The sequence below is a fragment of the Methylomonas sp. MgM2 genome (assembly GCF_054172045.1).
In genome coordinates this window covers 24,248-44,806 of sequence record NZ_JBSYXO010000033.1, presented here as the reverse complement: position 1 = coordinate 44,806, position 20,559 = coordinate 24,248, and the positions used below count along the sequence as shown (strand labels likewise).

The following is a 20,559-nucleotide window of genomic DNA, read 5'->3' as shown; positions in this document are numbered from 1 at the left end:
TGGCCATTCAACAGATAGAATAAAATTGCGATAAACGCATCATATCATTGGATTTTCCGGCCTCCGCTGGTCGTTCAGGAGCGCTGCAAACCGATTTTTTGAGGCCAAGCCTCTCGCGCTGCGAGAAATCCATCCTGTGCGCATTGGGAGGCCAATAAAGCCGAAATTAAATCCGGGCAAAGCAATTCCGAGTTTTTGCCACTAAAAACCTGTCAGGCACTTTTTGAATTTTATGGGGGAGAGTAGTTACGACGTATCAACTGAATGCCCATTCAGCAACCGCTTCTCCCAGCCGTTGATTATGCAAATACAGCTTGGCCAACGCGAGAAAGTCTCCGGGGTTGGCTCTTATGAAGTTCCGCTGCCAATGGCTGCCGGTTTGTTGCTTTGCAACGCGCTGACGAATGATATCTAGATAAACATGGTTATCGTTGATATCGATACCGAGAGATTGCAAGCCTTGTTCGGCACGCTGCATCAATTCCGATTCGATCAACGCTAATAATCGCAATCTGTGCCCGCCGAACCACGTCACATGGCTGTCCAAACCATAACGGGCGGCCTGGTAGAAATTATCCTTTGCTTGGGCAAAGCTTAAATCGGCGTGGCCGGCAATACACTCCTCGCAAAGATTTTTTACCAAGCCGTAAAAAAATGCGGCATTGGCAATGGAGTCCAACACCGTCGGCCCGGCCGCCGGCGTGCGGTGCTCTACGCGTATGTGCGGGGTTCCGTCGCTATCGAAACCGACTAACGGCCGGTTCCAGCGCCAGATTGTGCCGTTATGCAGCCTAAGATGCGAAAACATTTCCGGCACGTCGTCGAATGCTTCAGGCAATAAAATCGGAAAATGCTGCAGGTTTTCTTTGAAACACTCCAAAATCGATTGCCGAGCAAAATCCGAACCGAAACTAACCCGGTGCAGAGGCCCCGCGGCGGCGCCTTGATAGCCGCCGAGCGCGATAGATTGCTCGAACATGGGGATACGCGTTTCCATCCATAGATCCTTGCCGAATAAATACGGCGCATTGGCGCATAAGGCCACCATCGGTGCCGAAGCCAGAATCGAGGCATTATAGAAATGATGCGCGACGCTCAAGGGGCATTGGATGTGCAATTGAAACGAGGTCGTGGCGGCTTCCAGCATCACATCGTGATGCTCGATTCTTAAATGTTCGCGTCCGCAGATATCCAGCGCGATGGGTTTTTCGCGTCCCGCCAACACTTGTTGATTCAACAAGCGATAACGGTTCATGTTAGACATATTGTTCAGGTTCAGCTCTTGTTGCCGCAGCGTCGGTAAAGTCCCGATCATCATCAGATTCAAATCCATTTCCTGAGCATGCAGCTCGGCTTGTTTCCAGGTATTGCTCAGATTTCGATGCAGGCGGCTTAACGCGTCGCCCGTCAGCGCTATCGGCGGCGTGTTCATTTCCACATTGAACTTGGCCAACTCAGCGGCCGCCATCGGATTATTAAAGGTTTGCAGAAAAGCTTCGTTCAACGGCGCCGGCCGCATATTGTCGTAAAGCAACCAAGCTTCGATCTCGAAGCCGGCGACCGGCTGTATCTCGGAGCATGCACGATCTTGAATGAATTTGCCCAGCAGTTCGGTTTCGGCGTCTAAACGTTGTTGGAAACGCCGATAATCGGCGTTTTGATATGCCGTCGTGTGAATTTCCTGCCCCATCGCTATCGTCCTGTCACCCGCTGAAAATACTTCAGATAGTATGGTTGTAACGATAACAGGTCAATCTTAGTTATCGTCGAATTGGATCAAGAGGCGCTGATTACGGCCCTCGCTTAAAAGGACCGGCTGTTCGAGCGCTTGCCGCCGCTATGGCAAAAGCATGCCGCGAATGGTGAAATAAATCAAACCGGCCATGACGCCCGATAACGGGACCGTAATCAGCCAGGCGGCGGCGATTCGGTATAGGTGCGAGCGTTTGACCAGTTGTTGTCGATAGACTTTTTGCAGGCTTTTGCGTTCCTGTTTGGTCAGCAATGTGGCTTCGTGTTGCTTGGCTTGCTGCTTTAGAGTCCTTAGCATCAAGCCCTTTTCGTCGATAGAGGCTTTTTTGAAAGAGGTCAAAAAGGCATCGATTTCTTCCGGATCGCTGTTTTGATGATGTAGCTTAATTTCCTCCATTCGTTTCGCATTGCTGTGTTTTAGATATTCGCGCAGGAATCCGACTCCAAATACCGCGCCGACAGCCGTGTGGGTCGAACTGACCGGCAATCCCAATTGGCTGGCGAAAATAACGGTAATCGCGGCTGACAAGGCGATGCAAAACGCCCGCATTTTATCGAGCTCGGTAATTTCGCTACCGACGGTCCGGATCAATTTAGGCCCGTACAAGGCCAAGCCGATCGAAATCCCGACCGCGCCGACCAGCATGACCCATAACGGTATGGGCGCCTTGCTGGCAATTCCGTGCTGAACCACTGCATCGGCGATGGCGGCAAGAGGTCCGACGGCGTTGGCCACATCGTTCGCGCCGTGCGCGAAACTCAGCAAGGCCGCCGAGCAAATCAACGGCAGCGTGAACAAGGCATTGACGCTTTCCTTGGTATCGCCCATCCAGGACAGACGGCGCATGATATTGTTCTTAACAAGAAAATAAACCGCAGATGCAATCGCCAAGCCGATAGCGGTTGCCGTCATGACGTCGATTTTCCAAATATGTTTGACGCCCTTCAGCAGGATATAGACCGAAAAAGCCCAGGCCATGAGGGCGATCAAGCCGGGAACGATACGCGCCGCGGCTGCCAACATGTCTTGCTGATAAGTAATCTTGCGCTTGATGATGAACAGAAAAAGAGCCGCGAATATGCCGCCCAACAGCGGCGAAATCACCCAGCTTGCGGCAATCGCTCCCATCACAGGCCAATTGGCGATGCCCATGCCGCCCGCGGCTAGACCCGCACCCAGCACGCCGCCGACGATGGAGTGGGTGGTCGATACCGGCGCATTTAGATATGTGGCGATATTCAGCCAAATTGCCGCGGCCAACAAAGCCGCCATCATCAACCAGATAAACGTGTCCGAGTTGCCGATTATTTCGGGCTTGATAATGCCTTCCTTGATAGTGCCGACGACATCGCCGCCGGCAATCAACGCCCCACCGGCCTCGAAAATAGCGGCGATGATGATCGCGCCGGTCATGGACAAGGCTTTGGATCCGACAGCCGGACCGACGTTATTCGCCACGTCGTTGGCGCCGATGTTGAGAGCCATGTAGCCGCCGAATACAGCGGCCACTATCAGCAAATAGCGGCCTTCGATCGCTTGGGTGCCCAAGCTGACGTAAAACCAAACCGAAATGATGAAGATGAGTGCGAGACCTATCCTAAAAACTTCTTTTCGCGAGGTTAGACTGGCATCCGCGATTTGATTAATGTTTTTTAGATCCACCCTTCATCCTCGTTAAATGTTACATAAATATGCGACATTTTAACCGAATAAAGGAATTTCTCGCTGTTTAGGGAGTAAGGCAAGAGGTCGCAGCCTTCACGTCGGCATCCCGGTTTCGTCCAAAAGCTTAAGGCGATTCGATGCTTGAAAGCACGACACTTCCATTCTAAGCAAATAAACTCAGCAAACCGTTGCTGGCAACCGCTCTACCCTCTTCGATTTCATCGACTAAATTCTGCGCTTCGTTAAGCTGTGTATCGCCGTCCGCGCCCGCCCCATGCTGATTGCGACTGAAATCGCTAGCCATTTGAAAAAAATCGCGCGCTTGTTGTCTCTGATCGGACTGCTGTTGGGACACATTGACGTCGACCAGATTCAATTGCTGTCCGCCCAGCATTTCCCGCAATTTAGGAATGGCGGCTTCGATGGCGTCCTTGACGGCCGAATGCGGGGTGGTAAAGGCCACGCTGGCCTGATCGTGGTTAATATCGATCTTGACCAACACCGGCCCTAAGTGCTCGGGATTCAGCCGCAATTCGGCGGACGGAACGGCTTGTTTGTGCATCCAGATCAATTTTTCGCTTAATTCATTGTTCCAGGCGGGATCGTTAAGGTGCTTGGTCATCAAGGGTTGCGCGGGGATAGCAGGCGCGTCTCCGCGCATCGCCTGATTAAGCTTCGCAATGTCGGCGGCAACAGCCGGCAGCGACTTACCGGCCTCCGCATCGGAACGACCGTCCAATCCGCCGAGCAAACTCTCCGCTTTCAGATTCAAGTTCGGTTTGTCTTGGCGCGTTTTACCGTCGCTATCCTGACGAGCCAACATCGCGCTGATACTGCGATTAAAATCGACGCCAAGATCATCGAGCTTAACCGACGTCTCCGTTTGAGCATCCGGCTTGGCAGCGTCGAGTTTTAATGCGGTTGTATTTTTCGACGCGGTTAAAGCATCGGTCGTTGACGCGGCACTGTCATCGCTTGCTTCCGAGGTTTCACTCTGTTCCGCTTGCGGCACGCTGATGGGCATGCCACCGGCGCCGCCTAAAACCATCGCATCCGATTCGATCCGCTCCTCATCCGAAAAAAGCCCCAAGTTCCGATCGTCGCCGGCAACTTGGCTGCCCGGCAATGGGTTGGCCTCGGAATCTCCGGCCTCAAGCTGCTGCAACTCTTGCACGACACGCGCCAAGGTCTGCAAGGTCTCTTCCAAATCGATGTCCTGACCGGCTTTCGTGGCCGACGGCAATTCTTTGCCGAGTAAATCGGCAATACTTTGCAAGTCTAACTGTGATTCGCCGCCATTTGCAGCCGTCAAACCCGACAGCGCACCGGCACCGGAATTTGCGGCATCGCCCGCCAGACTACCCTGTAGCAAACCCAATTGCTGCAAAAATGCCGCCGCAAAGCCGGTTTGCTCACCGCCCTCGCCTAATAACCCTTGTTGCAGCTTGCCTAAATTTTCCGATCCGGACAATAAAGACAGTAAGTTCGTACCTTGAATATTCATGACATTTCTCCAACGCTTTGAGTCATTCAAGCACTTCCCGTGCCATTCTTTCTGGCCGATCGTGCGGCTGAAGCGTCTTGCTCGCTTTGCTCGCGTCTGTTCTCGATTTTCAATTCGTCGGCAAGCGCCAGGTCGCCGAGCTTTTGTAAACTTTTAGTGCGTTGGTGGCATTCTTCCCATTTCAGGCGTGTGCGCTGAACCTCGCGCTCCTGTTTTGCCACGGCCTGCCGCTGGCCCTGGATCGCCTTGTCCAGCTTGTCGGCGAATGCCCTGAACTCCAGCAGTTGACTAACATTCATTCCCAGGCGTTGCCGCTCTACCAGCTTAGAGAGATATTCCCGCTGATAGCTGTGCAACTGTTCCAACTGTGTTTGCTGCGCCTGCAGTTGCTGCTGGCTGCGTCCCAATTGCTGTAAGGCTTCTTGTTCCTGCTGCGCGTGTATGTCGATAATGCTTTGCAGACGTTGAGATCTTTTCATCAGCTTGCCAACACTTGTTCCAGTTCGTTAAGACTACGATTAAGATCAACCGCCTCGTCCATGTCCTGCTGCAAAAACTCCATGATGGCGGGGTTCTTGATAATTGCTTTATCGATGCGCGGATCGGAACCGCTCCGGTAGGCGCCCACGCTGATTAAATCACGATTCTGTTGGTACAGGGCGTATAAACGGCGCAGATCCCTGGCCATCTGCAAGTGCCGGGTATCGACGATATCCGGCATGACCCTGCTAATGGAAGCTTCTATGTCTATCGCCGGATAGTGACCGGATTCGGCCAAATTGCGCGACAATACCACATGCCCGTCCAACACACCGCGCGCAGCGTCGGCAATAGGGTCGTTGGTGTCGTCACCCTCGGCCAGTACGGTGTAAAACGCCGTGATCGAGCCGCCTTCGATATCGCCGTTACCCGCTCTCTCCACGAGTTGCGGCAATTTGGCGAATACCGAAGGCGGATAACCCTTGGTCGCGGGCGGCTCGTCTATGGCCAAGGCAATTTCCCGATAGGCCTGAGCATAACGTGTCAACGAATCCATTAACAGCAGCACATCCATGCCTTGATCTCGGAAATACTCGGCGACGCTGGTTGCCCGTAACGCGCCATGCACCCGCATCAACGGCGAATCGTCGGCCGGAGAGGCAACCACAACCGCTCTTTTAAGGCCTTCTTCACCCAGGATTTTCAAGACGAATTCGTTAACCTCCCTGCCCCGCTCGCCGATCAATCCGACCACTACGATATCGGCGTTGGTAAACTTGGTCATCATGCCTAACAACACGCTCTTGCCAACGCCGGTTCCGGCAAACAGGCCCATGCGCTGGCCGCGCCCGACACTGAGTACGGAGTTGATCGCGCGCACCCCGACATCCAAAATCTCACGTATCGGTTTTCGCGACAAAGGGTTGATGGTGCTGCCTGCCAGCGAAATTCTGGCATCGGTCTCCAGCGGGCCTTTGTTATCAAGCGGCCTGCCGGCACCGTCTATGACACGTCCCAATAAGCCGAATCCGACATTGGCCAAACTGTTCTGGCCGAGCGGAATGACCCGGCAACCGGGGTCGAGGCCGTGCGTGTCGCCGGTCGGCATCAAAAACAAACGGCCTCCCGCGAATCCGACCACCTCGGCCCGTATGCTTTTTCCGGTCTTGGTGACGACCTCGCATAACGAGCCTATCGCCGCTCGGCAACCTTCGGCCTCCAGGGTCAGACCGATCATGCGGGACAATTTGCCTTCCACTTCCAATTTCGGGGCTTCCTGCAAGCGCTGCTGGTAAAGTTCTAAGCGCCGCAACCATTCGGGCGCCCGGTTAGCGTTGGGTATCATCGCTTTTTCCTTGCTGGCGGTCATCGCCAAGCATTGCGGTGATCACCGCCGACAACCGCTTTTCCAAGGTCGCGTCCACTATCGAAACTTCCGTTTCGACGGTGCAGCCGCCCCGCGTAATCAACGGATTCTCTTTTAGTTGCCATGGCGGCGGGTTTTCGTCCAGCTTCAATATCGAGCGCACAAGTTCGGCGTCTTCCGGGTGCAAATTTAAGGTGATTTGCTGTGAAGCCAAAGGCAATACGTTGACGGCCTCGCGTATGACCGCGACGATCTGGCCCGGATCCAGTTTGATCTCGCGCCGAATGATGTGGCCTGCAGCGGTGATGACTAATTTGACCAGTTCTTTTTCAACTTCGTCGTCGAGCTGCTTGAACGGCAGCGCCAAGGCTTCCAACAAGCTATTCAAATCGCTTACCTGTTTCTGCAACAGGTGCTGACTTTCTTCATATCCTTTTTTTCGGCCTGTTTCCAGCCCTTGCTGATAACCTTTTTCGTAGCCCTGCGTCAGACCCTCGTCATGACCTTGTTGCTTGCCTTGTTCGAATGCTTCATCGAAGGCTTGCTTCTGCATCGCCTCGATTTGTTCGACTGTTAAAACCTGAGTGACTTCGGTTTCGTCGACTTGTTCGGAACGAGGCGCGCTAAAATTTTCGAGGCCGGTCCACTTATCTAAGGACACCAGTTCGTCGGGCGTAAACCTGGAGGATTTAGACGAACTCATCGCCGCCGCCACCGCCCAATGCTATCTCACCGGAATCAGACAAACGTTTGGCAATCGACAAGATATCTTTTTGCGCCATCTCCACCTCGCTGAGGCGGACCGGCGGCGCCGCTTCCAGATCGTCCCGCAACATCTCGGCGGCCCGGCGGGACATGTTGGCGAAAATCTTATCCTTCATAGCGGGCTCGACGCTACGTAACGCAACCAACAGCTGATCCGTCGACACTTCCCGCAGCAATGTTTGTATGCCTCTGTCGTCTATATTGACCAAATCGCCGAATACAAACATCTTGTCCTGAATACGCTGGGCCAGATCGGAGTCGCTTTCATTGATATCCTGCATCATCGGCTCGCCGATCGCGCTTTCTATGAAGTTAAGGATATTGGCCGCCGCATCGACACCGCCGATTTGCGATGATTTGGTTCCCTCGCTACCGGTGAGCTGTTTTTCCATGATGTCGTCCAGCTCTCGCAAGGCTGCCGGCTGCACGCCTTCCAGAGTGGCTATGCGCATCAGAATGTCGGAACGCATGTTCCGCGGCAACAAGGTCAAGACATCCGCAGCCTGGTCCGCATCGAGCAAGGACAAAATGATGGAGATAATCTGCGGATGTTCCAGACGAATCAAATCCGCAATAGAGCGAGTATCCATCCACTTTAACTGATCGATACCCTTGCTGTTGGCCCCCAACAAAATCCGGTCGATAATGCTGCCCGCTTTTTCCGCGCCCAAGGCCTTGGTCAACATATTGCGTATGTATTCGTCCGAATCCAAGCCTAGTCCGGTCTCGTTTTTGATTTGTATGATGAATTCTTCCAAAACATCGTCGACCATGGTGGAAGAGATAGGACCCAATTGGGCCATGGTCGAGCCGACCAGCTGAACTTCTTTCGGCCCCATATGTTTGAGCACCGCCGCCGCACGGTCCTGGCCTACGGCCAATAATAATAGCGATGCCCGTTGTGAATGCGACAATTCTTTAGTGTTTTCAGCCATCGTCTTTTAGCCAGGTTTTTATGACTTGCGCCACCAGTTTCGGGTCTTCGTCTATCAGTTTCTGGATATAGTCGAGGCGCTTTTCGTAACTTTGCGGCGCTTCAAGCAGTAACAAGTCTTCCGCTCCCGCCGAAATACCCATAACTTCGCCGGTCTCTTCGTCGATCTTAACCGCTACCGGTTTGCCGTTTTCGTCGAAGCGCACCACACCGCCCATCGCTTCCGCCGCTTTTTTCGCTTCTTCCAGCTCTTTCAGTTTCTGCGCTTGCCCATCTTCGCCGATTAACGTGACAAATGCCGGCTTTAACACTTTGACGATCAGGAATAGCAGCACGGCCGCTGCAACCAAAAGTTTCAATACGTCCATGAACCAAGGTCTTTCCCAAAACGGCTCGAAAACGCCGTCGAGCTCTTCCGGCGCTTTGAACGCCACGTTGGTCACCGTAACCTGATCGCCGCGGCTGCTGTCGTAACCGACCGCCTGCTTGACCAAGTCGCGAAGCTGATTCAGATCTTCCTGCGAAAAGGGCTGCTGAGTCCAGTTGCCGTCGAGGTTGACGTGTTTGTCATCGACTACCACGGCAACGGACAAGCGCCGCAACGCGCCGGTGGCCAATCGAGTATGGGTAATCGTCTTATCCAGCTCGTAGTTGCGCGTTGCGCTTTTGCTGGTCGAACCGGAGCTGGAACCGGACTGTTCGCCGGCCTGTTTTGCCTGGCCGCTCGCGACCTCGGGCGCCACACCGGTAGGCGGCGGTTGATTGGACAATGCGCCCGGCACGCCCTGCGCCTTATTCAGGGAATTGATATCTTCCTGAGTTTGCTCGCTACGTAAGGCAGGCAAATCGGGATTAAACATTTCTTGGGTTTTTTCCGTAACGGTAAAATCGACATCGGCGGAAATTTGCGCCCGCATGCCGTCGGTTCCGACCAGAGGCGTCAAAATATTTTCGATTCGACTGCGTAAGTGTTCTTCAATATTCTTCTTGTATTCGAATTGCTTAGCCGTCAGTGAAATATCTTCCGGCGTATCTTTGCTGTTCAGCAAACGGCCTTTTTGATCGACTACCGTTACTTGACCCGGCTCCATCAGAGGCACGCTGGACGCCACTAAGTGCACGATGGCTTCGATTTGTTCTTTTTCAAGCGACCGGCCTTGATATAGCTCAACGACCACCGATGCGCTCGGCTTTTTGCGTTCCCGCACGAATACCGATTGTACCGGCAGTGCCAATAACACCTTGGCGGACTTGACGTTTTGAATCGTTTGGATAGTCAGCGCAATTTCGCCTTCCAACGCCCTTTGAAAGCGCATCTTTTCGACGCTTTTACTGGTGCCGAAACCGTTGTCTTTATCCAGTAATTCGTAACCAAGGCTAGTGCTGCGGGGAAGACCTTGGGCCGCGAGCTTCAGCTTCAGTTCCCGCACCTTGCCGCCGGGCACCATGATCGCACCGGAACCGGGATCGACTTTGTAGTCGACCTCCAGTTTATTCAGGGCTTCCAGAATTTCGCCGGCATCCTTCTCTCCGACACCGGAAAAAAGCAGATCGTAATTCGGCGCTTGCGCCCACAGCACGACCGCTACGGCAATCGCGACGCTGACGGCCAAAGCGGCGACTAAACCCAACTGCCGGCCGGGGGCCAACTTCATCAGGCTTGTGATAACCGGATGTAGCTTAGAGTCCGGTTCGGACTGTGCCGGCTGAGTTCCGACTGGAAAGTGATTGTTGACTTCGCTCATGGCTTAAAAGTATAGCCCTCTACATCGGCATACTCATAATATCCTTATAGGCATCGACCAACTTATTGCGCACTTGCAGCATGGCTTGAAATGAAACGTCGGCTTTTTGCGTGGCGATCATCACCTCAGCCAGACTGACGTCGGTTCGACCCGTTTCGAATGCGCTCGCCAATTGTTTGGAGGTCTGCTGTGCCTCGTTAACGGAATCGATGGATTGCTTCAACAACGCGGCAAAATCGCCGGAATCGTCGGCAACCGGCGGTTTATTGCCGGCATCTATGGACATGGTCCGCATTTGGGCCAGCACTTGATTGATATTGATATCTGACATTTTCGTGACTCTTACTGGTAGTTTGAACCAAGAAGCACTTTCCGAGCCAGGTTTAACAAGGCACAAACACCCCGGCCTCTTTCATGCGTGCAATCTTATAACGCAGCGTGCGCGGACTAATGCCCAGCTTTTCCGCAGTCTCCTTACGATTTCCCCGAACCTCGTTCAGCATCTGTAAGATGACTTTTTCCTCCGCCGAGCGGACTTCTTCGCCAAGACTTTGCACTCTGTCTTCGCCGCTATCGACCGCATCGGCTTTTACCGGTTGAACGCCGCTTGTTTCCATGACCGACCGGCTTGATATCGCGCCGATTTCATCTTCTTCGAACAATAAGTCGTCTGCACCTATGCAAGCTCCGCTTTGTAAAATCAACGCCCTTTGAATCACGTTTTCCAACTCTCTGACATTGCCAGGCCAATGATAATCCTGCAATTTCTTCGCTGCGGCCTCGTCGAGGCGGTAAGCTTTTTTGCCTGCCGGACCATGCTTTTCCAGTAATTCGTATGCCAGCGGCAAAATATCGCCTATGCGTTCGCGCAATGGCGGAATCCGAATCGGAAATACGTTGAGCCTGAAATATAAATCCTCGCGAAAACGGCCTTGTTTCACATAGTCTTTTAGCTTGCGATTAGTCGTCGCCAGAATTCTGACGTTCAGTGCGATTTTTCGTTGGCTGCCGAGACGTTCGACTTCCTTTTCCTGCAATACTCGCAACAACTTGGCTTGCAAGCCTAAATCCATTTCCGAGATTTCATCCAATAGCAAAGTGCCTCCTTGGGCCTGTTCGAATTTGCCGGCCATCGCCTGAGCAGCGCCGGTAAAAGCGCCTTTTTCGTAACCGAACAACATCGCTTCCAGCATATTTTCCGGGATCGCCGCGCAGTTGATCGCTTCAAACGGTCCGCCATGATAACGCGAGTTGCGGTGAATATAGCGCGCCAGCACTTCCTTGCCGGTACCGCTTTCGCCTTCCAACAACATGGTGACGCCGGTTTTGGCCACCTTGTTGATCAAACCGTAAAGCTTTTTCATATGATCGTCCACGACCACTCGCTCTTGCTGAAATTTAGGCGCTGCGTCGATTACCTGCGCGACCCGGGCTATCAGAGTCTTGGCTTCGAAGGGTTTGATCAAATAATCCAGCGCGCCGGCTTGCATGGCTTCCACCGCGTGCGGAATAGTGCCGTAAGCGGTCATCAACAGCACCGGAAGTTGCTCAAATTTTTGCCGGATGTTTTGCAACAATTGCAGCCCGTCCATCACCGGCATCTGTACATCGCTTACGACCAGACGGACGTTAAACTTGTGCAATTGACCAAGCGCTTCCGTGCCGTTTTTGGCCGAAATCACGCTGTAACCCTCTATCTCCAGGGTCTCGCACAAGGCTTCCGACAGAGCCAGGTCGTCTTCAACGATCAGAACATCATACAATTTCATAATCCCTCTCCGATATGGCATGAACCGAACCGATAGACGACAAACCCAAACGGTTTTGCATAATCGGCAGATATAGGGTGAATAAACAACCCTGCCCTAAACTGGATTCGCAAATCACGCGCCCCTTGTGAGCCTTGACGACGCTGTCCACTACCGCCAGACCCAATCCGGTACCATGGGTTTTCGTGGTGTAAAACGGCTCGAATAAACAATTTTGACTGACTTCGTCTAATCCCGGACCATTGTCTTTCACCTTAATTTCGATCCCGAGATCGCTTTGGTTTGCCGCCAAATTGATCAGATCCGCCCCCGATTCGACGGCGTTGATCAAAATATTCAGCAAGGCTCCGCGCAGCGCATCTTCGTTACCCAACACGATATCGTCGCTAACTCGATTACTCAGCATAAACGCGCAGTTAAATTGTTCCATGCTGTCCGCCAGGTAATTCATCAGGCCGTGCCAGGAAAAGCCTTGCATCGCCATCCGGCCTTGTTTGGCAAAAATCAGCATATCGTTCACTTGACGCTCCAAATATTGCAAGCGCTCCAGGATTTTGCCGGAAAATTGCCGGCGTTTATGCGCGTTTACGGATGGATTGATCAACTGCGAGCTGTATAAGATGGCCGTAGCCAAAGGCGTTCTGATTTGATGTGCCAGACTTGCGACCATCTCGCCCATGGTCGATAAATGCTTTTGCTCGGCCAGAGCGTCTTGCAGGGTGCGTAGTTCGCTGACGTCTGAAAGCAATATTATTTGTTCGCCTTCGGCGCTAAAGGAATTACGCGTAATGCTGACTATGCCGCCGCCTCTTAGGCGCCATTCATGCGGCGACTCCTCCACCGCTTGTAAACTGCGGTCGGCAACCACCTGCCATCGCTGCCCGGCCAACGGCTCTCCCAATACACTGATGGCGCGCTCATTGCAATCGACGATATACCCTTCCGCATTTAACACCACGACTGCAGCCGGCAATGCGGTCAAGATTTGTTGCAAGCGATTGGCCAGCTTTTCTTTTTCAACCAATGTGACGATGCGTTCATTACGCGCGGCAGTAAGCTGACGATTCAAATGGGCGACCTGTGCCTGTAAGCCTTGATAAGACTGCGTCAGATTTTCCGAAAGTTCGTTAAAAATCCGAAAAGCATCGGTCAATCGCTCGGTCTTTTGCTGATAGTTCTGATTTGCGGTAGTCATGGCCGTTTATACTTTTTGCGTTTTACCGCTTAACAGCAAAAAACAAGCCAATATTATTTTTATTTAATTACAATGACTTATAAAGCATGGTCACTTTTTTGACGCGCGATTAGGCTGCATCCACTTTACGCAACTTCTCCACCAAGGTGGTCCGCCGCATGTTCAGCAATTTGGCTGCATGCGCGACTACGCCATTGCACTCTTCCAGCGCCTGACGAATCAATGCATTCTCCAAGTCCGTCAGATATTCCTTTAAATCGATACCCTCTTGAGGCAACTGTATTGCCTTCCCGGGAACCACAGGAACCGAACTCCCGGAAGCCTCGCGCAATTTAGCCTGGCTATCGTCAGTCGGCGCTGTTTCTAATTCGGCCCAGTTGAATTTGACATCTTCCGGAATCTGGTAGCCCTGGAATTTTTCCGGCAAATCGCAGGCGTCAACCAGGCTATCCGGAAAAATAATCGCTAAGCGCTCAATTAAATTAGACAATTCACGGACGTTACCCGGCCAACCGTGTTGCATCAGAGCCGCAATCGCGTTCCGCGTCAGTTTGACCGAACCGCGATTCGCCGCTTCCATACGCCTAATTAAATCACTGATCAGATAAGGAATATCCTCCGATCTATCGCGCAAGGCCGGCACTTCGATCGGAAACACATTCAAACGGTAAAATAAATCTTCGCGGAAGCGTTTTTCTTCGATTTCCCGCTCCAGCTGCCTATGAGTCGCAGCGATGATACGCACGTCGCAGCTGATGGTTTTGTTGCTGCCCACACGCTCGAAGGTCCTTTCCTGCAATACCCTCAGCAATTTGACCTGCATCGGCATCGGCATGTCGCCGATTTCGTCCAAGAACAGGGTTCCGCCTTCGGCCAATTCAAAACGTCCCTGGCGCGAAGTCAAGGCACCTGTAAAGGCCCCCTTCTCGTGACCGAATAACTCACTTTCTAATAGTTCACCCGGAATGGCGCCGCAGTTAACAGGCACGAAGGGTTTGTCGTTACGCAGTGAAGCGCGGTGTAAAGCCTGGGCCACGACTTCCTTACCGGTTCCGGATTCGCCGAGTATCAGCACGGTCGCATCCGATTTCGCTACTTGATCGATCAAGTCACGCGTTTTCTGAATCGCTTTGCTACGGCCGGCTAGACCTTTATGGGACGGGGATTTACGTTGTAGTGATTGACTTTGCGAAAGGGTACCGAGCATTTCCGATAAAACGGAATATACCGTCGGCCACTCCAGTACCCGGCTAATCATTTGTTCGATGGAAGTCGAAATTGAAGGAGCGTCTCTTTCGACCAGTAAGAAAACCGGCTTTTCCCCTATTTGTTCAGTCACCGCTCTTAGCAAAGCCGCTTGTCTTTCGGTCACGGCCCCGATAAACACAGCATCCGCTTCATTCAGCGCCGTCGATACAGATTGCCAGTCGTTACTTCGGGCCGAGCTAATACCACACTCTAAAAACTTGAGCACGGTTTCGACTTGTTGTGCTCTTATCGGGTTGTCATCAATTAGCAAAATATCGAGCGACTTCATGCGTCCATATACAAGAAATAGAGTTTTAGTCCAAGTCAATTACAAGCCTCCAAAGTTAAGCACCGAATCTTGATATTGTCAAAACGCACCAAGATTCAATTTATTGGGTAGCAAACTTTAAGTAGTCTTTAACCAAAGCAACTGCGGTAAATTACTTAATAAAGTCTTAACGACTTGACAAAACGCTGCCAACATAGAAACTAGCGACATGTTTTGCAATCGTGAGCCCTTTCGTTGAACGACATCCCCATAGGTATATTGTTTGGCCTATTGGCCCTTTTACTGCTTTTATCCGCCTTTTTTTCCGGCTCCGAAACCGCCCTGATGACACTCAACCGTTATCGGTTGCAACATCTGGTCAAAAAGAAACACCGTGGCGCCATTAAAGCCCATCAACTGTTGAAGCGACCTGACCGTTTGATGGGGCTGATCTTGCTCGGCAATAACTTCGTTAACATCCTCGCCTCTTCGATCGCCACCGTAATTGCGATACGAATAGCCGGTGACGAAGCGATCGCGGCGGCAACAGGCATTTTGACCATCCTGGTGCTAATCTTTTCGGAAGTCACGCCCAAAACGTTGGCGGCTCTCCGGCCCGAAACGCTAGCCTTTATAGCCGCCTGGCTATACGTACCTTTATTGAAGATTTTCTACCCTATTGTCTGGATAGTGAATGCGGTATCCAACCTGCTGTTACGCATGGTCGGCGTCAATCCCAAGAAAGCAAAAACAGACACGCTCGATAAGGACGAATTAAAAAGCATCGTCTCCGATACCGACCATCTATTGCCGGCGCGTTATCAAAACATGTTGATCAGAATCCTCGACCTGGAGTCTGCAAGCGTCGAAGACATCATGACTCAACGCAAGGAAATCGTCGGGATCGATCTGGAAGATTCAATCGAAGATATCATCGTGCAGTTACGCAATAGCCCGCACACGCGATTGCCGGTGTATAAAAAAAATATCGACCGAGTGATCGGCTTCTTACATATCCGCAGCGTTCTATCCAGGATTTCGCACCCCGATTTCGATAAGCAAGTCATCACCGATAGCCTAAGCAAACCTTTTTTCATTCCGGCCAGTACTTCGATTCACAAACAAATGCAGATATTCAAGACCGAAAAACAGCGTTTCGGTTTAGTCGTCGATGAATACGGCGACGTGCAAGGTTTGGTTACATTAGACGATTTATTGCAAGAAATTGTCGGCGAATTGATTGCCGAAGAAGAACCCGACATTAAGAAACAGAAAGACGGTAGTTATTTGGTTGACGCAAGCGTCACGGTCAGGGAACTGAACCGCGTCACCCATTGGGAATTGCCGACCGAGGGACCCAAAACCTTGAACGGGTTGATTATCGAATACATGGAAACCATTCCCGAACCCGGTACCAGCATCAAATTTCACGGCCAAATCCTGGAAATCATCCAGCGCGATGAAAGTACCGTCAAATTGGTGCGATTCCATCCGCAATCGATATAAGCCATTAGCCGGGGATTTCCGCGGCGACATGCCGCAAACTATCCAAAGCGGTCGTCTATTAGGCGTCGTGGATAAAACAACAAAGACCATTAGCGATCGAAAGGCGCCGCCGCTTGGCCAGATAAAAAGCGGGAATTCCTGCTGATTGGTTTCGAATGATACAGACACTCAGTTAATAAACGATCTTTGTATTGTTGACTTTGGCCGGACAATCGGGAATTCTAGCGCCTATTGTAGAGGGCAAGTTCAATATCCCCCGATAGCTAGCGCCGGGGCCATGAGAACCGCAACGAAAACTCGCTCCTGAAGCTGAATGGCAACTTCGGATAAAAAAACGCCAAAATCCGAACACTACTAGAATGGGTAAGTGAACGAATGAGGATGACACGCTATAGAATAAGAACTTAGTTTCAACAGCAACGCCTATGGCGAATCACCGGCATCACTCGCAATCAGGCGACTGGAATAGCTTGTGCGCCGCCCCGTAATTCCCGGTAACGAAACGTTAACACTGAGCGATATCAGTCATGGAACAAAATCTTGGAGTCATGATGAGAAACAAACATACCCTAAAACGCACAGTCAGAGTAACTATGCTTTTTGCAGCGACTTGCATGGAACTAGTCGGCCTTTCCTCATTCATTAGCCTCGCTCAGGCAGCGGACAAGCCCAACATCCTGGTTCTGTGGGGTGACGATATCGGCACGTGGAACATCAGTCACAACAGCAAGGGAATGATGGGTTATCAGACACCCAATATCGACCGAATTGCAAACGAAGGCCTCTCCTTCACCGACTATTATGGACAGCAAAGCTGTACCGCCGGCCGAGCTGCGTTTATTAGCGGTTCGGTTCCAGTCCGCAGCGGCATGACCAAAGTCGGTCTACCCGGTGCCAAGGAAGGCTGGCAAAAGACCGATGTGACCATGGCTACTGTTTTAAAAGGCCAGGGTTACGCAACAGGACAATTTGGCAAAAACCATCAGGGCGACCGCAACGAACATTTGCCGACCGTCCACGGTTTCGACGAATTTTTCGGCAACCTATATCATCTGAATGCGGAGGAGGAGCCCGAAAACGAAGACTACCCGCGCGACATGAAGCTAGCCAATGGCAAAACCTTTTTACAGCAGTTCGGACCGCGTGGTGTGCTTCACTGCTTCGCAACGGATGATGACGACGGTACCGAGATTCCCCGCTTCGGCGAATGGGGCAAACAGAAATGCGAGGATACCGGCCCGCTGACCAAGAAGCGTATGGAAACCATCGATGATGAAACATCCAATCGGGCCATGCAGTTCATCAAGGAACAACAGCAAACCGGCAAACCTTGGTTCGTGTGGTGGAATGCTACTCGCATGCATTTCCGTACCCATGTAAAGCCGGAACATCGCCATCCGGGACATGACGAATACACGGACGGCATGATCGAGCACGACATGCATGTAGGTAAGTTCCTCAAATTACTGGATGAACTTAACATCGCCGACAATACCATTGTCTTTTATTCCACTGATAACGGCCCGCACTACAATACCTGGCCGGATGCCGGAACGACACCGTTCCGTAGCGAAAAGAATTCCAACTGGGAAGGCGCCTATCGAGTTCCCGCTTTCGTGCGATGGCCCGGGCACTTTCCGGCCAACAAAACCCTTAACGGCATCGTGGCACACGAGGATTGGTTGCCGACCTTTGCCGCGATTGCCGGCGCGCCCGACATCAAGGAGGAGCTAAAGGATGGCGTCCGAATCAACGGCAGAAAGTACCGCAATTATATCGACGGTTACAATATGGTGGATTTCCTATCGGGCATGACTGACCGCTCGCCCCGTAACGAGTTCTGGTATGTCAACGACGACGGCCAGGTCGTGGCGGCCCGTTACAGCGACTGGAAAGTCGTCTTTCTGGAAAACCGCGGGGTCGCCTTCGGTGTGTGGCGCGAGCCGTTCACCGAACTGCGCGTACCGTTGCTGTTTAACCTGCGCCGAGATCCGTTTGAAAAAGCCCAACATAATTCCAATACCTATAACGACTGGTTTCTGGATCATCCATATATCGTGGTCCCCATCCAGGCAATGGCGGCAAAGTTCTTGGAAACCATGGAAGAATATCCTCCTAGCCAAACACCAGGTTCCTTTAATCTCAGCAAAATTGAAGAACAGTTGAAGGAAGCAACCGGCAGTAGCAGGTAAGCCGTTGCTTGCTGTGGACTGCGCCAATCGGCGCAATCCAACTTCCGGCACTACATGAAGTACGGCAGCGAATTCTCTTAGGAAGCCTATCATGAAAAAAGTGACACTTCGACTTTTCATCCTGTGCATCGTATTTTACTCCACCGCTCAGGCAAGCTCTCCTCTTCCGTCATGGAACGACACGGCTGCAAAGAGGGCGATCGTTGCCTTCGTCGAGAAAGTGACCGACCTCAGGTCGCCGGATTACGTGCCGGTAACCGAAAGAATCGCGGTATTCGACAACGATGGCACGCTCTGGGCTGAACAACCGCTTTATTTCCAAGCGCTGTTTGCCTTCGAGCGCATTAAGGAGTTGGCCCCGCAACATCCGGACTGGAACCGGCAAGAACCATTCGCGTCGGTACTTAAAGGTGACACCAATTCCGCATTGGCAGGCGGTGAGCAGGCACTGTTGGAAATGGTGATGGCCACACATTCGGGGATGACCACAGAGCAGTTCATCCAGCTGGTAAGCGACTGGATCTCGACCGCGACCCATCCAACGACAGGGCGCAGGTTTACCGAAATGGTTTACCAACCCATGCTCGAACTGCTGGACTATTTACGCGCTAACGGTTTTAAAACCTTTATCGTTTCGGGCGGCGGCATTGAGTTCATGCGACCTTGGTCCGAGAAAGTCTACGGCGTTCCGCCGGAACAGGTCGTAGGCAGCAGCATCAAAACTCAATATGAAGTGCGCGACGGAAAGCCAATTCTGATACGTTTACCGGAGCTGAATTTCATTGATGACAAAAGTGGTAAGCCTGTCGGCATAAACCAACATATCGGCCGGCGGCCGATCATGGCATTCGGTAATTCCGACGGTGATTTCGAAATGTTGGAATGGGTCACCAGTGGACCGGGCGCAAGATTCGGCTTGCTCGTTCATCATACCGATGCCGTCCGAGAATGGGCTTACGACCGAGAATCTGCCGTCGGTAAGCTTGCCCGTGGCCTTGATGAGGGTCCTAAACGAGGCTGGACCTTAGTCGATATGAAAAACGATTGGAAAATCATTTTTCCAGCCGAGCACACCCCAACGTCGCCTTAGGTCGCCCGGCAAAACATCTTGATTTCCGTGCCGCCGGGCATGAATTTCTAAATTGATATCGTTGGCGGCGATCTTGGTTAGCGGAACGGAATGCTCTGCCTCTCCAGCGCGATATATCTAATCTGCCAGCGCTTACAAGACCTAATATTCTCGCGGAGAATACATTTCTAGTAGCTCAATCGAGCCGGTATAATCCGGGCCATGCAGACAAAACCATATGCTTGCCTGCCGACATTGCATAGTATTTATCCTGGTAATCAGCCGACTCGGTAAAAACGGTTCGGCGGAAATTCGCTAGCTATGCAATCAAGCGCTAATGACGAATTACCCAGTAATATAGTACGATATCATTCCCCTTAAGCTTGCTCTATGAACATGACAGAAAACGTACATCCGCATGAGATCCATAAATTCGGTTCGCAAGCCGAACGCTGGTGGGATCTTAACGGCGAGTTTAAAACCCTGCACGAGGTCAACCCCCTACGCCTGCAATTCATCCGGCAATACGCGGATTTGCAGGGTAAACGCGTGCTCGATGTCGGCTGTGGCGGCGGAATTCTGACCGAAGGACTGGCAAAATGCGGCGCGGACGCCCTGGGCATAGACCTCAGCGAGGACTTGATCGATGTCGCCGACCTGCACGGATTGGAAACCGGGGTCAACGCCCGTTATGAACAAATCAGCGCGGAAGCCCTGGCCGAACGACAGCCCGCCGCGTTCGATCATGTCACTTGCATGGAAATGCTTGAACACGTGCCTGATCCGGCTTCAATTATTCGAGCCTGCGCGACCTTGGTTAAACCGGGCGGCATGGTGTTTTTTTCGACCCTGAACCGCGTTCCGAAAGCCTATCTGCTGGCCATTTTGGCGGCCGAGCATTTATTGAAAATGGTGCCGAAAGGCACGCACGACTACAAAACCTTTATTAAGCCGTCCGAGTTATGTCAATCGGCCCGAAATGCAGGCCTGGAGCTGCAAGGCATCATCGGTATCCAGTACAACCCCTTGGCTAAAAAATTCAGTTTAGGCAAAGATATCGATGTCAATTACATCGCGGCTTTCAAACGATCTGGATGAGC

The 20,559-nt window shown here is 52.0% G+C and carries 16 protein-coding genes; 4 read left to right on the top strand and 12 right to left on the bottom strand.

What is annotated here, in order from left to right:
• Positions 1-256: 256 nt before the first annotated feature.
• The 12 genes from ACW73I_RS18720 to ACW73I_RS18665 form a co-directional block, all read right to left on the bottom strand.
• A complete protein-coding gene (locus ACW73I_RS18720) occupies positions 257-1,690 on the bottom strand; it encodes a glutamate--cysteine ligase (protein ID WP_458030957.1) in 1,434 nt (477 codons plus the stop codon).
• 147 nt (positions 1,691-1,837) lie between these two features.
• Positions 1,838-3,415, bottom strand: a complete 1,578-nt coding sequence (locus ACW73I_RS18715; protein WP_458030956.1) for an inorganic phosphate transporter — start codon at positions 3,413-3,415, stop codon at positions 1,838-1,840.
• 166 nt (positions 3,416-3,581) lie between these two features.
• Positions 3,582-4,922 carry a flagellar hook-length control protein FliK gene (locus tag ACW73I_RS18710; protein WP_458030955.1) on the bottom strand — a complete coding sequence of 447 codons (1,341 nt, stop codon included), beginning with the start codon at positions 4,920-4,922 and terminating at the stop codon, positions 3,582-3,584.
• Between the two features lie 26 nt (positions 4,923-4,948).
• A complete protein-coding gene (gene fliJ / locus ACW73I_RS18705) occupies positions 4,949-5,401 on the bottom strand; it encodes a flagellar export protein FliJ (RefSeq protein WP_458030954.1) in 453 nt (150 codons plus the stop codon).
• Entirely contained in the window at positions 5,401-6,747 is a 1,347-nt protein-coding gene (fliI, locus tag ACW73I_RS18700) for a flagellar protein export ATPase FliI (protein WP_458030953.1), read from the bottom strand. Before fliI ends, fliJ begins: the two co-directional genes overlap by 1 nt.
• The gene (locus tag ACW73I_RS18695; protein ID WP_458030952.1) at positions 6,731-7,471 is read right to left on the bottom strand and encodes a flagellar assembly protein FliH; all 741 of its coding nucleotides are present in this window, start codon (positions 7,469-7,471) and stop codon (positions 6,731-6,733) included. Before ACW73I_RS18695 ends, fliI begins: the two co-directional genes overlap by 17 nt.
• Positions 7,458-8,468, bottom strand: coding sequence for a flagellar motor switch protein FliG (gene fliG / locus ACW73I_RS18690; RefSeq protein WP_458030951.1), 1,011 nt, complete (start codon positions 8,466-8,468; stop codon positions 7,458-7,460). The genes ACW73I_RS18695 and fliG overlap by 14 nt, the downstream gene beginning before the upstream one ends.
• Entirely contained in the window at positions 8,461-10,212 is a 1,752-nt protein-coding gene (gene fliF / locus ACW73I_RS18685; protein WP_458030950.1) for a flagellar basal-body MS-ring/collar protein FliF, read from the bottom strand. The genes fliG and fliF overlap by 8 nt, the downstream gene beginning before the upstream one ends.
• Positions 10,213-10,231: 19 nt before the next feature.
• Positions 10,232-10,543: a flagellar hook-basal body complex protein FliE gene (gene fliE / locus ACW73I_RS18680; protein WP_458030949.1), complete on the bottom strand. Its 312-nt coding sequence runs from the start codon at positions 10,541-10,543 to the stop codon at positions 10,232-10,234.
• A 52-nt stretch (positions 10,544-10,595) separates the two neighbouring features.
• Entirely contained in the window at positions 10,596-11,981 is a 1,386-nt protein-coding gene (locus ACW73I_RS18675; protein WP_458030948.1) for a sigma-54-dependent transcriptional regulator, read from the bottom strand.
• Positions 11,968-13,176 (bottom strand): sensor histidine kinase, encoded by a 1,209-nt coding sequence (locus ACW73I_RS18670; RefSeq protein WP_458030947.1) that lies wholly within the window; start codon positions 13,174-13,176, stop codon positions 11,968-11,970. The genes ACW73I_RS18675 and ACW73I_RS18670 overlap by 14 nt, the downstream gene beginning before the upstream one ends.
• A 109-nt stretch (positions 13,177-13,285) precedes the next feature.
• A complete protein-coding gene (locus ACW73I_RS18665) occupies positions 13,286-14,713 on the bottom strand; it encodes a sigma-54 dependent transcriptional regulator (RefSeq protein ID WP_458030958.1) in 1,428 nt (475 codons plus the stop codon).
• Between the two features lie 234 nt (positions 14,714-14,947).
• Between ACW73I_RS18665 and ACW73I_RS18660 the strand changes: the two genes are divergently transcribed.
• The 4 genes from ACW73I_RS18660 to ubiG all read left to right on the top strand — a co-directional run bounded on the left by ACW73I_RS18660 (position 14,948) and on the right by ubiG (position 20,557).
• Complete coding sequence (locus ACW73I_RS18660) at positions 14,948-16,198, top strand: HlyC/CorC family transporter (RefSeq protein ID WP_458030946.1); 1,251 nt, start codon at positions 14,948-14,950, stop codon at positions 16,196-16,198.
• 548 nt (positions 16,199-16,746) lie between these two features.
• Positions 16,747-18,390: an arylsulfatase gene (locus tag ACW73I_RS18655; RefSeq protein WP_458030945.1), complete on the top strand. Its 1,644-nt coding sequence runs from the start codon at positions 16,747-16,749 to the stop codon at positions 18,388-18,390.
• A 91-nt stretch (positions 18,391-18,481) separates the two neighbouring features.
• Complete coding sequence (locus ACW73I_RS18650) at positions 18,482-19,480, top strand: HAD family hydrolase (protein WP_458030944.1); 999 nt, start codon at positions 18,482-18,484, stop codon at positions 19,478-19,480.
• A 369-nt stretch (positions 19,481-19,849) separates the two neighbouring features.
• Positions 19,850-20,557: a bifunctional 2-polyprenyl-6-hydroxyphenol methylase/3-demethylubiquinol 3-O-methyltransferase UbiG gene (ubiG, locus tag ACW73I_RS18645; protein ID WP_458030943.1), complete on the top strand. Its 708-nt coding sequence runs from the start codon at positions 19,850-19,852 to the stop codon at positions 20,555-20,557.
• Positions 20,558-20,559 lie beyond the last annotated feature (2 nt).